This is a genomic window from Chryseobacterium sp. SIMBA_028 (assembly GCF_046535285.1).
Taxonomy (GTDB): domain Bacteria; phylum Bacteroidota; class Bacteroidia; order Flavobacteriales; family Weeksellaceae; genus Chryseobacterium.
In genome coordinates, this window is sequence record NZ_JAWRWZ010000003.1 from 21,578 (window position 1) to 36,346 (window position 14,769).

The window sequence follows — 14,769 nt, forward strand, 5'->3', positions numbered from 1 at the left end:
TTAGGTGGCGGGTAGAAGATTATAAGTTACAATCTACTCTCCTATCTGGGAATTTCTATTCCCTCTAATATTTGACGGATAATTTCATCGGCGGTAAGGCCTTCCATTTCTCTTTCCGGAGAAACGATTACTCTATGTCTTAGCACAGCATAACTTGCTTCCTTAATATCTTCCGGAGTTACAAAGTCTCTTCCTCTTAATGCGGCAAAGGCTTTGGAAGCAGTAAGAAGTGCTAAGGATGCTCTTGGTGAAGCCCCCAGGTATAAGAATTGATTTTCTCTGGTGTTAATGATAATTTTAGCAATATATTCCATCAACTGAGCCTCTACAATGATTTCCTTTACCAAATGTTGATACCCTTTCAGTTGCTCTGCAGTAATCACTTTATTTACGCTTTCTGTTTTATCTTCTTTTTTGCTTTCGTGCTGATTCTTAATGATGGTGATTTCCTGTTCAAGATTAGGATACCCTACATTAATTTTGAATAGAAAACGGTCAAGCTGGGCTTCAGGAAGCCTGTATGTTCCCTCATGCTCTATAGGGTTTTGTGTAGCTACAACAAGGAAAGGTTCCTCCATAATGTAACGGGTACCATCCATTGTGATCTGTCTTTCTTCCATTACTTCAAACAATGCAGCCTGTGTTTTCGCCGGCGATCTGTTGATCTCATCAATTAATATAAAATTGGAGAAAATAGGTCCTTTTTTAAATTCAAATTCTGAGTTTTTCACATTGAATATTGAGGTACCCAAGATATCGGAAGGCATTAGATCCGGTGTAAACTGAATTCTGCTGAAGCCCACATCAATGGTCTTTGCCAATAACTTGGCAGTAATTGTTTTGGCCACTCCGGGAACTCCTTCAATCAGTACATGGCCATTAGAAAGTAAAGCTGCTAACAGATGTTCTATCATACTTTCCTGCCCTACAATCACCTTGCCTATTTCGGCTTTTACTTTATCCAGACTTGCACGAAGCTCAATCATATCAATGCGGGACTGAAACTGATCTTCATTTTTATTAAGGTTTATAGAAGTTTGATTTTCTATATTTTGGTTATCAAAGTTTTCCATAATTTTTATCTTTGGTTTTTCGACAGAATTCATTCTATCTTTTATTAAATCATCCTATTAAGAATCTCTTATCTTAGTATCTCATCAAGGAGCTTATTCATTCTTACCAGATCTTCTTTCATTACGCTGGAATAGGGATCCTGTGCTTTTTGAATAAGATGAATAGCTTCATTAATCATTTCCATTGTTTTCCCTGTTTTTAATTGCAGCTTCTTGACAAATTCACTATCTAAATTCTGGGTATCAATAAGAAAATCCATTCTTATTTTATTCAGGAAATATTGAGCTTTTTTGGCCATCATATCATGAAAATCGCCCTCCTGAAGATAAAGATTCCCAATGCTTTTCACAAAATCCAATGATGTATTCCGCAATGGTTCTATTACAGGTACAATTCTTTGTTTTCTCTTAGCATTAAAGAAGATAAAAAGAATCAATCCACCCAGAAATACCCACCAGGCATACTTCAGAGCTGGATTTCCCAATACAAATCTCATAAAGAAACTTGAAGCCTTGGTACCACCCTCCACAAACCAAAGCGTTTCCCTATCCTGAAGATAAGAGAATACATCCTGTGCATACTTTACATTTCCGGGTTTCAACAGATAATAATTGGTAAGAAAAAGAGGTTCACTGTGAACATATATATTTCCTTTTCCAAACTTCACCTTAATAAAGTTGGCCTGATCTGTATTTTTATCTTCTACCGTTTTTCCGAGTACTTCAACATTCGGTTTAATGAATGAGAATCCTCTACCCGACGGAAATTTATCCAATTTAATAAAATCATTCTGATATTTTGTATCGGTAAGTTTCAAAACATTCTGTTCTTCAAAAGAAATCTCCGAATCATAAAACCCGATGCTGTCTGAAATTTCCTTAGGCATGCGGCTCACAATCAATAATGCATCTGAGCCTCCTGATATCTGATCCAGAATTTTCTTCCAGGATTCTCCATCAATATCATTTTCAATAACAACAATATTATGGTTGTTTTTTTTGTGTTGGCTATAGTATTCGTAAGGAGCCTGATCAATCTTCTTCAGATTGTTCTTAAAAAGATCCTTGGCTTCATTATTAAAAACAAACAGGCCAAAAGGAGACTTCTCGTTGATGTCAAAGTTTTTACGCCAGTTGGTGGTTTCTTTTTTATTAACTTCAAACAATGCCAAAATAACCATCACAACGATGAAGATTACAGCATATATTCTGAAAGTCTTATTCATGGTGAGTTGGATTATGGTTTAAATGCCTGATACTGATTTTTAAATTTCTGATAACTCTGTTCTTCGATATTGAATTCTCCATACCATACATAATCAAAGATGTAGGATAAATCGGAAAATTCATTTTTAAGATTCGGAGCTTTTAACTCTGCTGCATAATCTTTGTTGGTTTTTTCAGGATTCCAGTTGATTAGCTTTTTATCATTTAATTTTTTAAGCGTGAATAAAAATTGATAACGAACTGCTGAGCGATAGTCTCCTGCACGTTCAAAACGTGCAATGCTTTCAGGGAAATTAATTTCATGGATGTTTTCATGCAATTCTTCCACATTCAGATCCAGCTTCTTATTCTTTTTACCGAAAATAAAGTTTCCGTCTTTACCAAGAACATACTTAATAATAAAATAAAGTAAAAACCCTACCAAAAGGATGGCAAAAAGACGAACAAGAGCTACTGTAAACTCGGAAGACTTGGCAAAGACCGTCTCTCCGAAAATACCTTGCAAAATACGATCGATCTTTCTCAATAACTTTTGCCAGAAAGATTCTCTGGGTTTTGAGACTGAATAATCAAAATCATTTCCTTTATATCTTGAGGGAATATTATCCTTAAATTCTTTTGGATATACCGTGTTTTCTGTAACCGGTTTTTTCATCAGTACAGAATCTGCACGCAGCATATTGTGGTAATGCCCCGTTGTATACAGAGAATCCCCCAAATAATCATCTGCAGAATCATCATCCTGAGCCTTAACAAGACCTAGTGAAAAAAAAAGCAGTATAAAAATTAAAAATCTATTCATTGATGCCAATCGTGTCTATTTCTTCAAGTTCAACTTTCTGGTGAAGATCTGTTCTGCTGTCATAATACATGAATCCTGCGTTTACATACAACAGATTGGAAAGCAAGAATGAAAGCAGCATTGAAATCCCATAGAATACAAAGAAGATAATTCCTACAGTACCGGTAAAAGGATTTTGTTCAAAATTTCCATCCGGAGTAGAGGTAAGAACAGATCCATAAACAAAGATCATAGGAACGTAGGTAAAAATAGAACTGGCAATAGATATCATGATAAACATAATAAATGCTGCAGCCCAGTATTTCCAATAGGGTGACTTTTCACTTCCATTAGGATAAGAAAACTGTGAGCGTATGGAATAGCTCAGACTTTCCCAAAAACCTCTCCCTGAATTAAAATAATCATACATTAGAAAGGTAACCACATTAAATAGGGTTGGATAAACAAGTACTATTAGGAAAAGTCCAATAATAATAAATATCAGGAGATAGGAAAAAGCTACGATAAATAATGCCAACGGAATTACAATAAAAGCCATCCCCAGGCATAGCTTAGCAATTCTCCCCAAATTTTTTTTAAAATCGTCTAAGATTTCGTCAGTTTTTATTTTTTCTGCTCCCTGTGCAATTCTTTTCAGGTAAAAAACAGGATATAAGTAATTGACAATCGCCAGAATCATACCAAGCAAAAATGTCAATATTCCTACGCCAATCAACATTCCTGCATTGTTAGAGAAATATCGTTCAAAATAATAGGAATCTCCATCTAAATTAGATCCAAAAATCTGTGAAAAAAGTTCCCTATAACCAAAAATAAAAACAGTAACCATCAAGATCAACAGCAATCCATTGATCAAAAGATAGTTTTTAAAATAATTCTTTCCGTATAATTTGAAAAAGTTGAAGCTGTCACCAATGAAAGCTCCAAAATCTCTTTTTTTATAAAATTGTATCATTGGTGTGTTTATTAGTTTTTTTATTCACAATAGACGGATACACAAGATAGTAAAATATTACAATGGCAAGTGAACCAAAAATAATCGTCAGGTTTAAAATCAAAGGCATCTTTAATGCATGTCTTGTCACATACCCCTCGATGATTCCTGCACAGATTGTGAATGGGATGGTACTTAAAAATATTTTGAAAGAATCTTTAAACCCTTTTTTAAAGGAGTTAAATCTTGACAAAGTTTTTGGAAATAAAATAGAAGCTCCAAGAATCAATCCGCACATTGCTTCTACCACCATGGAAAAAATTTCAAATACTCCATGAAGCCAGATTCCTCTTGCACTGTCTTTCAATGCTCCATAATCATAGAAAAAGTATTGAAAGGATCCCAACATTACACTATTGGAAAGTAAAGCAAATAAGGTCCCTACACCTCCCGAAACTCCATACATATATAATTTAGCTCCTACTTTAATATTATTGAAAATAATTCCTATTGTAGTTCCCCATGTAGTTCCACTTTGATAAACACCTACCGCATTATTATTTTTAATATTTTCAATGGTTTCATTTACATAACTTTCTCCAAGAATAATATTCACAAAGTCCTTATCATAAATCGCAGAAAGCACTCCTATAGAAGTAAAAAGAATAAAAAACAGAAAAGCATACAGCAGATACCTTTTGTACTGATAGACCAACAACGGAACTTCAGTTTTAAAGAAATAAACCAGTCTGTTCTCTTCTACTCTTTTCGTTTTATAGATTTTTTGAAAGATCTGGGAGGATAAGTGATTCAGATAAACAGTGGTATTACTTTTCGGATAGTAAGTCTGTGCAAAAGAAAGATCATTGATCAGGTTAATATACAATGAAGACAGGTCATCAGGATTTTTTTTAATTTTCCCATCAATAACCTGTTCTATTCCCAACCATTTTTCTTTATTTTGTTTAATGAAATAAACTTCTCTCATAATTGTAAGGCTAAAATAATAAAAAATATGTCTCAAATTGCGATAAATACCTCACAAAATGTAAATATTAACTTTAATATTGCCAGTGTAGGAGAAAGAATGCTCGCTTTCATTATTGATCTTTTGATAAGGGTTGCCTATGTGATTATGGTGCTTTATCTGTTCTTCAATATTTTTGATTTGGGGTACCTGTTAAATGGCCTTGATCAATGGTCCGTTATGGCTGTGTATATTATTCTTACATTTCCAACCTACATTTATCCCGTTGTTTTAGAAAGCCTAATGGAAGGTCAGACTCCGGGTAAAAAATTAATGAAAATAAGGGTGGTAAAAATTGATGGTTATCAAGCCAGTTTTGGAGATTATATGATCCGTTGGGTATTCAGGCTGGTAGATGTATCCTTTGCGGGAATTGTGGGTTTAATTTCAATGATTGTTTCCAAAGATAACCAGCGTTTAGGAGATATAGCTTCCGGAACTGCTGTAGTTTCCCTCAAGAATAACATCAATATCTCTCATACCATTTTAGAAAATATTCATGAAAATTATGTACCATCTTTTCCACAGGTTATTGCATTGAGTGATAACGACATGAGGATAATCAAGGATAACTATACTAAGGCATTAAAAATAGATGACCGCCAGATTATAAGCAAACTTTCTGACAAAATCAAAAGCATCCTAAAACTGGAAATAGATCCTACAAAAATGACAGAGAAACAGTTTGTTAATATTATTATTAAAGACTATAACTATTACACAGGAAAAGATAATTAATCAATTTTGCTTCTTAAATAAATAAAAAAGGCAACAAAATAAGCCATTATTTATTACTCACAATTTCGTATATTTATTAAAAGTAAAGCCTTAAATCATGAATTTTGAAAACAACAGATCCGGAAACGGTGGGTTTCTTACCCTTAATAACGAAACCAAAGAAGTTGGAAGATTGACCTATACCATTTTCCCGGAAGACCACAAGTTTATCATTTCTTTTGTGCTTGTTCACCCTGAGTTTGAAGGCAGAGGAATGGGAAAATACCTAGTGGAAGAAGCCATTAGATTTGCAAGAGAAAACAACTGGAAAGTTTACCCTCACTGTTCTTACGCAAGGTCAGTAATGACGAGAATGAATGATGTGGAAGATATTTTTTTAAAGAATTAAAACTTCATTCAGCAGAATACCTTCAATATCATTGGGGTAATCTACATCCAGGTGATGATCAGAAGCTACCCACTCCATGATCTCCTGTAAATTTAAAACCTTAGAATTTGGAATTCCCATTTTATCTAAGGCACATGCATTACATTCCTGTTCATATTGATTATGAATAGGAATTACAAAGAGTTTTTTATGCATGAAAAGAGCTTCAGCCGGGGTCTCAAAACCAGCATTGCACAATATCCCTTCACAACCTTCAAAGTATTTCAGATACTGCATTTCATCAATAGGAAATACTTCAACATTTTTCACTTTCACCTGTACCTTGCTATATTTTGAGAACACCTTCCACTCCACAGGAATCTTCCTTAGAACCTTAATGATATTTTCATCTGCAAAACTGGGAAGATAAACAAGATAATAGCCCTGTTTATAAGGATTAAGATTTCTGATCTTTTTACGGATTACGGGTTTCTTGATTTGTGGATGATAATTTTCAAAGTGAAAACCTATTTTTCTTTCGCTGGGAACGTAATATTTCAAAATCATTTCTCCCAGAAAATCTTTCTTTTTAGGTTTTGGAGTTTCAGAAAAACTCATTGATGCCTGATGACTCAGTTCTATCATCGGAAGCTTTTTCAATTTAGAAGCCCATCCTGTTAAGGGTTCATAATCATTAATGATCAGATCATACTTTGAAAGTTCCAGATCCCTTATTGTTCTTGCTGCTTCAATGAATTTATTATCAGTAAATGTTTTGCGATAGGATAAACCGCCTGTTTTGTTATAAAGAAGAGAGATGCCTTTGTATTGGAAGTTAATGTCGAAATCAGCCTTTAATTGCGACTGATGCCCACTGATCAATGTGTCTACCGAAGCATATTTTTTGAGAATCGGAATAATTTCCTGTGCTCTGGCCACATGACCATTTCCAGTCCCTTGAAATGCATACAAGATCTTCATTTAGGTAAAATTAGTTACTATTTTTAAAAGTGCAGAATTATCCATCTCCTGAATTTCCTCTGTTTCATCATCTTTCAGTAAATGTTTATGTTCATCATAGTAAAAGATCTTCCATTCATTATCATTGTATTCCAGTGCAGACAGATTTTCGATCCAATCACCGGAATTCAGATAAGTACAGGATCCTTTTTTATTAACAACCTCTCTAATCTGTGGTTGGTGAATATGCCCGCAAACAACATAATCATAATGATTGTCTATTGCTAGTTCAGAAGCAGTTAATTCAAAGTCTCCAATATACTTTACCGCTTTCTTTACATTATTTTTGATTTTTTTTGAAAATGAATATTTTTCCTTACCCATTTTTTCCAGAAACCAATTAACAACATTATTGATGATGATTAAAAGATCATATCCCTTTCCGCCAAGCTTGGCAATCCATTTGGAATGCTGAACTGATGCATCGAAAACATCCCCGTGGAAGATCCAGGTTTTCTTCTGATCAATAGTCAGACAAATTTTATTACAGACTTTAAGCTTACCAAGTTCAAAATCAGTAAACTTACGGAACATCTCATCGTGATTCCCTGTAATATAGTAAACGTCTGTATTCTTGGTAGCAAATGAAAGAATCTTTCTGATCACTTTCAAATGAGGTTTAGGGAAGTAAGACTTTTTGAACTGCCAGATATCGATAATATCGCCATTCAAAACCAAAGTTTTAGGCTGGATAGAATTGAGATACCTCAGTAATTCTTTAGCCTTACATCCATAAGTTCCCAAATGAACATCCGATATGACAACTAATTCAACGTTTCTTTTCATCCGTATATTTTCAGCTTTTTTTATTTTGCCGAATGAAGCGTCTCAATGCTTTTTATTATATAAAAAAGTACATCAAGGCATTTCATAGTTTTATACAAAGAAACTAATTGAAAGTTAACTGTATATGAATGCTATATTATTTTTTATAAAGAGTTCATCAACTCTTCTGTGATTTCCATGTTGTGGTAAACGTTCTGAACGTCATCGTCCTCTTCGAAACGCTCAAGCATTTTCATATTTGCTTTGAACTGTTCTTCGTTTACTTCTTTTGTATTGTTTGGAATTCTTTGTAATTCTGCACTTTTTGCCTCAATGCCAAGTTCATCTAGCTTGTGAGATAATGAACCAAAGTCTTCAAAAGCAGTTGTAATCATTACTTCTTCCTCATCCTTTTCTACATCTTCAGCACCCCCATCAATCATTTCCATTTCAAAGTCATCCCAATCCATTTTGATTTGAGCCAAATCGATTGTGAAAATACCTTTTCTGTCGAAGATAAATGCTAATTCACCATTCTTTCCAAGATTACCATCAAACTTGTTAAAAATAGCTCTTACGTTTGCCACAGTTCTTGTTGTATTATTTGTAGTACATTCTACAAAAAAAGCAACACCACCCTGTCCGTATCCTTCATAGGTAACTTCTTCATAATTTTCGGCGTCAGCACCGCTGGCTTTTTTAATTGCTCTTTCAACGTTATCCTTAGGCATATTAGCCCCTTTCGCGTTCTGGATACATCTTCTCAATGCCGGGTTAGCTTCAGGATCTACACCACCTGCTTTTACTGCTAATGCAATATCCTTACCTATTTTAGAGAATGTTTTGGCCATTTTATCCCATCTGGCCATTTTAGAAGCTTTTCTATATTCAAATGCTCTTCCCATTTTATTTTTAAAATTTTCAACAAAATTACTTAAAAGTCCACAAAAAAAAAATACCTCCAATAGATTGGAGGTATTCATTATTTAGAAAAATTAATTATTTTTTCTTTTTAGCAACAGCTTTTTTCTTAGCTGGAGCTTTTTTAGTTGCTTTTTTAACAGCTTTCTTCTTAACTGGAGCATCTGCGTAATCTTTCTTAGCGATTGCGTTCCACTCAGCGTCATTTTCGATAGCTTTTACAACTACTTTTCTGTCAACTTGTCTTTCAGCATCTGTTGCTTTAGCAGAAATAGTAGCTTTAGTAGCACCTACACCTACTGATTTAAGAGCGTTAGCATCTACACCTCTTGCATCTAAAGCAGCAACTACAGCAGCAGCTCTTTCTCTAGATAATTTCAAGTTGTAAGCAGCAGCACCTTTAGCATCAGTTCTACCTTCTAATAGATAGTTACCTCCATCTTTCTTAATGATATCAGCAGCTCTATCTAATGCACCTGCAGACTCAGACTTAATAGTAGCCTTGTTGAAATCGAAGAATACACTCTTGAATGTAGTTTCAACTTCTTCAGCAGTTTTAGTCTTAGGCTTAGGACATCCGTTGTATTCTGGAAGACCTGGAACAGTAGGACAAGCATCATCTTTATCTAAGATACCGTCACCGTCTTGATCTGGCCAAGGACAACCGTTGTTTTCAGCAGGACCTGCTACTGTAGGACAAGCATCATCTTTGTCGATAACACCGTCACCATCTGTATCTGGCCAAGGACAACCGTTGTTTTCAACTGGACCAGCTACATCTGGACACTGATCGTCTTTATCTGGAACTCCATCTCCGTCAGTATCAGGACATCCTTGGAATTCTGGTAAACCTGGTGTATCTGGACAAAGATCATCTTTATCTAGGATACCATCCTTATCTCTATCTCTGTTTCCGAATCTAAATAAGATAGATGCAGAAGCTTGCCAGAAGTTAGCAACTGTAGAGTGATCACCTGGAGTTGATACATAATCACCTTGGATACCAAGACCGAAGTTTTTAGTTACCCAAAAGTTAGCACCAGCACCTGTAGAAACTGCAAAGTGGTTTGCTTTACCGTTCTCATTACCATCTTTACCATTCTTAACAGTTTCAATGAAATTACCGTCTGCATCGACAGCATTTCTTGGGAAAGAAAGTCCAGTATAGTCATGTCTTAAGTAGTTAGCACCAACTCTTAAATATGGATCAAACCAAGATTCTTCGTTCCATAAAAGACCTGCAGCTTTAGCCTGGAAACCAATACCTGTCATTAGGAAAAATTCTTTCCCCATGTTGAATCTTTTGTTTTCAACATTTCCAACAGAAGTTTGCCAGTCGATAACTAAACCTTTTCCAATGTTTCTAGCAACTGTTAACTTAGATAAAGGAGGTGTAATAGAATAATTGTTCATATTGAACAATTTCTTTGTTAAATTTTTAGCAGCGAACGTATTACTGAAGCCATCTCTAACTGCTACATGGTTTTCTGCATGAGCACCAACTCCGATTAACCACGGATTGTTGGTAGTCTGCGCGAAAACAGTAGAAGCAACAGTAAGTGCCAATGCTGAAATTCCTAATTTTAGATTTTTCATAGAATTAAATGATTAAATAATTGATAATGCAAAATAAATATAATTTTTCTTTATATACAAAGTTTTTCAAATGATTTTTAACTTTTCTTTAATATTCTGTCCAAGGTCCTTTTATTTTCTCTATCTTTTATGGCCTCCCTTTTATCGAAAAGTTTTTTCCCTCTACCAAGCGCTATTAGCACTTTTGCTTTACCTCTATCCGTGATATATAACTTTAGGGGTATGATAGTGTTCCCAGCATCCTTTAACTTTTTTTCAAGTTTCTGTAATTCTTTTTTGTGCAAGAGCAATTTCCGTTCCCTTTTTGTTTTATGATTGTAAAAAGTCCCTAATTTATACTCATCAATCATCATATTTATAATGTATAATTCCCCATCAATAAACTGACAGAACGATTCTGTGATGGATGCTTTGGAGGAACGTAAAGATTTTATTTCTGTACCCGTTAAAACCATTCCGGCTTCGTATTCTTCAAGAATCTCATATTCAAAGCGGGCTCTTTTATTTAATATACTAACTGTTTTTTCAATCTTCATCATTTTAAAATTTCGTTAATGAAATATATAAAAAATACGATACATTTAAAAACTTGACTATTATAATATTACAAAATACCCAAATTCTTTTCGTATTTTTGCGCCAAATTTACAAAACTATATGTTAACAGTATCTAACTTATCTTTACAATTCGGGAAAAGAGTTCTTTTTGACGAGGTAAATATTATGTTTACCAAAGGAAACTGCTACGGGATTATCGGAGCAAACGGTGCGGGAAAGTCTACATTCCTTAAAATATTAACAGGAAAGCAGGATCCAACAACAGGGCACGTATCTTTGGAACCAGGGAAAAGAATGTCAGTTTTGGAGCAGGATCACTTTGCTTTTGATCAGTATACTGTTCTTGAAGCTGTTTTAAGAGGTAACAAAAAATTATTTGAGATAAAGGAGGAAATGGATGCGTTATACGCAAAAGAAGATTTCTCTGATGAAGACGGACTTAAAGCTGGTGAACTAGGTGTAATCTATGATGAAATGGGTGGATGGACTGCTGAATCTGATGCACAAACCATGCTTTCAAACGTGGGGGTTAAAGATGATATGCACTGGCAGATGATGAGTGAACTTGAGAACAAAGACAAAGTAAAAGTTCTTTTGGCTCAGGCACTTTTTGGAAATCCTGATGTATTGATTCTGGATGAACCTACCAATGACCTTGACATTGATACAATCTCTTGGTTAGAAGACTTCCTTGCTGATTACGAAAACACTGTAATTGTGGTATCTCACGACCGTCACTTCTTAGATACGGTTTGTACGCACATCGGTGACTTGGATTATGCTAAACTGAACCTTTACACAGGTAACTACTCTTTCTGGTACCAGGCTTCTCAATTGGCAACAAGACAGAGAGCTCAGGCTAATAAGAAAGCTGAAGAGAAGAAAAAAGAACTTCAGGACTTTATTGCCAGATTTAGCTCCAACGTTGCTAAGGCAAAACAAGCTACTGCAAGAAAGAAAATGATTGACAAATTAAACATTGACGATATTAAGCCATCTTCAAGAAGATATCCGGCTATCATTTTCGAAATGGAAAGAGAAGCGGGAGATCAAATCTTGGATGTAAAAGGTCTTGAAAAGACAAAAGACGGTGAACTATTATTTTCTAATATAGATTTAAATCTTAAAAAGGGAGATAAAGTAGCTGTACTTTCCAAAAACTCTTTAGCGATCACAGAATTTTTCGAAATTTTAGCTGGAAATGTTGAAGCAGATAAAGGAAATGTTGCTTGGGGAGTTACTACAAACCAGTCTCACATGCCTTTAGACAATACCAAATTCTTCCAGGAAGATCAAAGTTTGGTTGATTGGTTGAGACAATTCACTAAGAATGATGAAGAGCGTCACGAAGAGTTTGTAAGAGGATTCTTAGGAAGAATGCTTTTCTCAGGTGATGAGGCCCTGAAATCCTGTACAGTACTTTCAGGAGGTGAAAAAATGAGATGTATGTTCAGTAGAATGATGCTTCAAAAAGCTAACGTTCTTTTATTAGATGAACCTACCAATCACTTGGACCTTGAAAGTATTACGACCCTGAACAACTCATTGTCCAATTTCAAAGGAAATCTTTTATTAGCATCTCATGACCACGAAATGCTTTCAACTGTCTGTAACAGGATCATTGAACTGACTCCTAACGGAATCATCGACAGAGAGATGACTTATGACGAATACCTTGCAGATAAAAAGATAAAAGAATTAAGAGAAAAAATGTATTCTTAATCTGATATCTGAATACAGAATTAAATAAAATACCTCAGAGCAATGCTTTGAGGTATTTTATTTTAAACAATAAATAAATAATTATTTTGTAAGTTTTGCAGTTGGAATAGCAACAGTTCCCGGATCTTTCCATAATCCGTCTTTTTCAGCTCTTTTCTTGATTGCCTGTGCTCTTTTTTCACTATCAGGATGAGAGTTGAACATTTTCTCAAAACCTGTCTGTGTACTTCCTTGTGAAAGCAGCGCCAGCTTTTTGAAAGCGGTATAAGCTCCTACTACATCATATTTATTAGCTTTCATGAAGTCATATGAATACGTATCCGCTTCAGACTCCTGTTTCTTACTGTGAGAAGCATCTAAAAATGCGTTAGCCATCTTACCTACCTGGCTATCATTAAGAGTAGCTACGGCATTGGAAGCCGATGAAGCTGCATCTAGTGCTGCTGCTTTTAGATAAGCAGATTTCATAGCATCTTTTGTATCTTCATTTTTTACGTGACCAATTTCGTGACCGATTACAGCTAGCAGCTCATTATCTGTCATGATGTCCATTAAGGATGAAAATACACGTACACTTCCGTCTGCACACGCAAAAGCATTAATATCTTTCACTTTATACACTTTATAGTTTAGGTTCAGACCGTCTTGAGATTTGTGTTTTCCAAACAGTTTGTTCAGTCTTACAGTATACGGATCTTTTGGCCCCGCTACCGCGTTGTTTTTATCCATCCAATCTACTGATTCTTTGGATAATTTAACAGCATCTTCGTTGGTAAAGGTTAAGGCTTTCGCACCATTTGAAACTATTCCGGCAGCTTTACCAAGATTAATTTTTTGAGCACTGATCGAATTCATTGCCCCTAAAAGTGATAGGCATACGATAATTTTTTTCATAGTTATTTAAATTTGGAGGACGAAGGTAACCATTTTTCAACAATAATAAAGTTAAAAAAGGAAACTCTATTTTTTTTAATTTTAAAGGAAAAAATGAAAGCCGCTTATCTTTTTACTATATTCTTCTTTTCTCTATTCACAGGGCAGGAAAAAATAAAATTTAATATGCCTGATTATGAAGATGTAATGATGACCTCTAATACGTACAACTTACCCTTTAATGTCAACTTCACCTCAACAACCTACCCAAAAAACCTAAAAAGACTTGAGCAGAAAAGCAATGGAGAATACCTTAATATTTTAGAGTATGATAAAAACGGAAATTTGATCTATAAATATTACCGACAATATGTAAGTGAAAACTGGGATGGGAAATATCTGACTATTATTGAAAGGAATATTTACAATGATAAAAACCAGCCGGTCAAAAGCCTTATTCTACACTCTAATGCTGGCGCAAGTTTAAATGAATATCATTATGATGCTGTAGGAAACATAATCCTTGTAAACAGCACAGGAATTCCAATAATAGGTGGCGATGAAAATACATGGAGATATATTGAAGACTTACTAAAAACCGAAGATTTTGACAAGGATAAAAATATTCTGAGACTGAATAATAAAAAGAATAAAAGCTCCTATGTTTTTGAATATGATTTCAATAAAAAACTAGTAAAAGCATTTTCAAAGGATCAGCCCTCAAATCATGATTTCCATATTGTGTATCAATTTAATGACTCAAATCAATTGATGTCAAAGACTGTTTTAGACCAAGGTAAAATCTATTACAACAACTCTTATATCATTGAGTATAAAGATGATAAAAAGATCACAAAAGAATATAATGAGGAAAAAAATTTAAAGCAAATAATCACAGAATATCCTGAAAATAAATTTACTTTTATTGAAACAGTTAATACGGAATATAAATTTAGCCAGAAAAGAAAATACTTTGGAAAAACACTGATTTTTGATGATAGCTTTACTCAGGAAAACGATGAAAAAACATTTGAAAAATTTAATTTGGATGAGTATAACATGCCTGTAAAGATGATTTCAGAAAAGAATGGAAAAATAGATTCTACCGTTATTTTCACAAATAAGTATGAGTTTTATTAGACTTAT

The 14,769-nt window shown here is 34.4% G+C and carries 15 protein-coding genes; 4 read left to right on the forward strand and 11 right to left on the reverse strand.

Going from position 1 to position 14,769, the window contains the following annotated elements:
- Window positions 1-41: 41 nt before the first annotated feature.
- From SCA31_RS04375 to SCA31_RS04395, 5 genes are all read right to left on the reverse strand, one after another.
- Window positions 42-1,073, reverse strand: a complete 1,032-nt coding sequence (locus SCA31_RS04375; protein WP_410695626.1) for an AAA family ATPase — start codon at window positions 1,071-1,073, stop codon at window positions 42-44.
- Window positions 1,074-1,141: 68 nt separating this feature from the next.
- Window positions 1,142-2,299: a hypothetical protein gene (locus SCA31_RS04380; protein ID WP_410695627.1), complete on the reverse strand. Its 1,158-nt coding sequence runs from the start codon at window positions 2,297-2,299 to the stop codon at window positions 1,142-1,144.
- Window positions 2,300-2,310: 11 nt separating this feature from the next.
- Entirely contained in the window at window positions 2,311-3,102 is a 792-nt protein-coding gene (locus tag SCA31_RS04385; RefSeq protein WP_410695628.1) for a DUF4129 domain-containing protein, read from the reverse strand.
- On the reverse strand, window positions 3,095-4,057 hold the full coding sequence (locus SCA31_RS04390; protein ID WP_410695629.1) for a DUF4013 domain-containing protein: 963 nt from the start codon (window positions 4,055-4,057) through the stop codon (window positions 3,095-3,097). The genes SCA31_RS04385 and SCA31_RS04390 overlap by 8 nt, the downstream gene beginning before the upstream one ends.
- Window positions 4,041-5,024, reverse strand: a complete 984-nt coding sequence (locus tag SCA31_RS04395; protein ID WP_410695630.1) for a stage II sporulation protein M — start codon at window positions 5,022-5,024, stop codon at window positions 4,041-4,043. Before SCA31_RS04395 ends, SCA31_RS04390 begins: the two co-directional genes overlap by 17 nt.
- 27 nt (window positions 5,025-5,051) lie before the next feature.
- On the opposite strand from SCA31_RS04395, the gene SCA31_RS04400 reads away from it, so the two are divergent.
- Both SCA31_RS04400 and SCA31_RS04405 read left to right on the forward strand, forming a co-directional pair.
- Complete coding sequence (locus SCA31_RS04400; RefSeq protein WP_410695631.1) at window positions 5,052-5,801, forward strand: RDD family protein; 750 nt, start codon at window positions 5,052-5,054, stop codon at window positions 5,799-5,801.
- A 97-nt stretch (window positions 5,802-5,898) separates the two neighbouring features.
- A complete protein-coding gene (locus SCA31_RS04405; protein WP_410695632.1) occupies window positions 5,899-6,189 on the forward strand; it encodes a GNAT family N-acetyltransferase in 291 nt (96 codons plus the stop codon).
- On the opposite strand, the gene SCA31_RS04410 is transcribed toward SCA31_RS04405, so the two are convergent.
- The 5 genes from SCA31_RS04410 to smpB all read right to left on the reverse strand — a co-directional run bounded on the left by SCA31_RS04410 (window position 6,178) and on the right by smpB (window position 11,006).
- Window positions 6,178-7,149 (reverse strand): glycosyltransferase family protein, encoded by a 972-nt coding sequence (locus SCA31_RS04410; protein WP_410695633.1) that lies wholly within the window; start codon window positions 7,147-7,149, stop codon window positions 6,178-6,180. The genes SCA31_RS04405 and SCA31_RS04410 overlap by 12 nt on opposite strands.
- Window positions 7,150-7,974: a UDP-2,3-diacylglucosamine diphosphatase gene (locus SCA31_RS04415; protein WP_410695634.1), complete on the reverse strand. Its 825-nt coding sequence runs from the start codon at window positions 7,972-7,974 to the stop codon at window positions 7,150-7,152.
- A 143-nt stretch (window positions 7,975-8,117) separates the two neighbouring features.
- Window positions 8,118-8,858 carry a YebC/PmpR family DNA-binding transcriptional regulator gene (locus SCA31_RS04420; protein WP_410695635.1) on the reverse strand — a complete coding sequence of 247 codons (741 nt, stop codon included), beginning with the start codon at window positions 8,856-8,858 and terminating at the stop codon, window positions 8,118-8,120.
- Window positions 8,859-8,952: 94 nt separating this feature from the next.
- Window positions 8,953-10,470: an OmpA family protein gene (locus SCA31_RS04425; RefSeq protein WP_410695636.1), complete on the reverse strand. Its 1,518-nt coding sequence runs from the start codon at window positions 10,468-10,470 to the stop codon at window positions 8,953-8,955.
- 77 nt (window positions 10,471-10,547) lie between these two features.
- A complete protein-coding gene (smpB, locus tag SCA31_RS04430; RefSeq protein WP_410695637.1) occupies window positions 10,548-11,006 on the reverse strand; it encodes an SsrA-binding protein SmpB in 459 nt (152 codons plus the stop codon).
- A gap of 121 nt (window positions 11,007-11,127) precedes the next feature.
- Here smpB and SCA31_RS04435 point away from each other — a divergent pair, with 121 nt between their 5' ends.
- Window positions 11,128-12,750: an ABC-F family ATP-binding cassette domain-containing protein gene (locus SCA31_RS04435; RefSeq protein ID WP_410695638.1), complete on the forward strand. Its 1,623-nt coding sequence runs from the start codon at window positions 11,128-11,130 to the stop codon at window positions 12,748-12,750.
- Window positions 12,751-12,831: 81 nt separating this feature from the next.
- Here SCA31_RS04435 and SCA31_RS04440 read toward each other — a convergent pair whose 3' ends face one another.
- Window positions 12,832-13,644, reverse strand: coding sequence for a M48 family metallopeptidase (locus tag SCA31_RS04440; protein ID WP_410695639.1), 813 nt, complete (start codon window positions 13,642-13,644; stop codon window positions 12,832-12,834).
- 93 nt (window positions 13,645-13,737) lie between these two features.
- Between SCA31_RS04440 and SCA31_RS04445 the strand changes: the two genes are divergently transcribed.
- Window positions 13,738-14,763, forward strand: coding sequence for a hypothetical protein (locus SCA31_RS04445; protein ID WP_410695640.1), 1,026 nt, complete (start codon window positions 13,738-13,740; stop codon window positions 14,761-14,763).
- Window positions 14,764-14,769 lie beyond the last annotated feature (6 nt).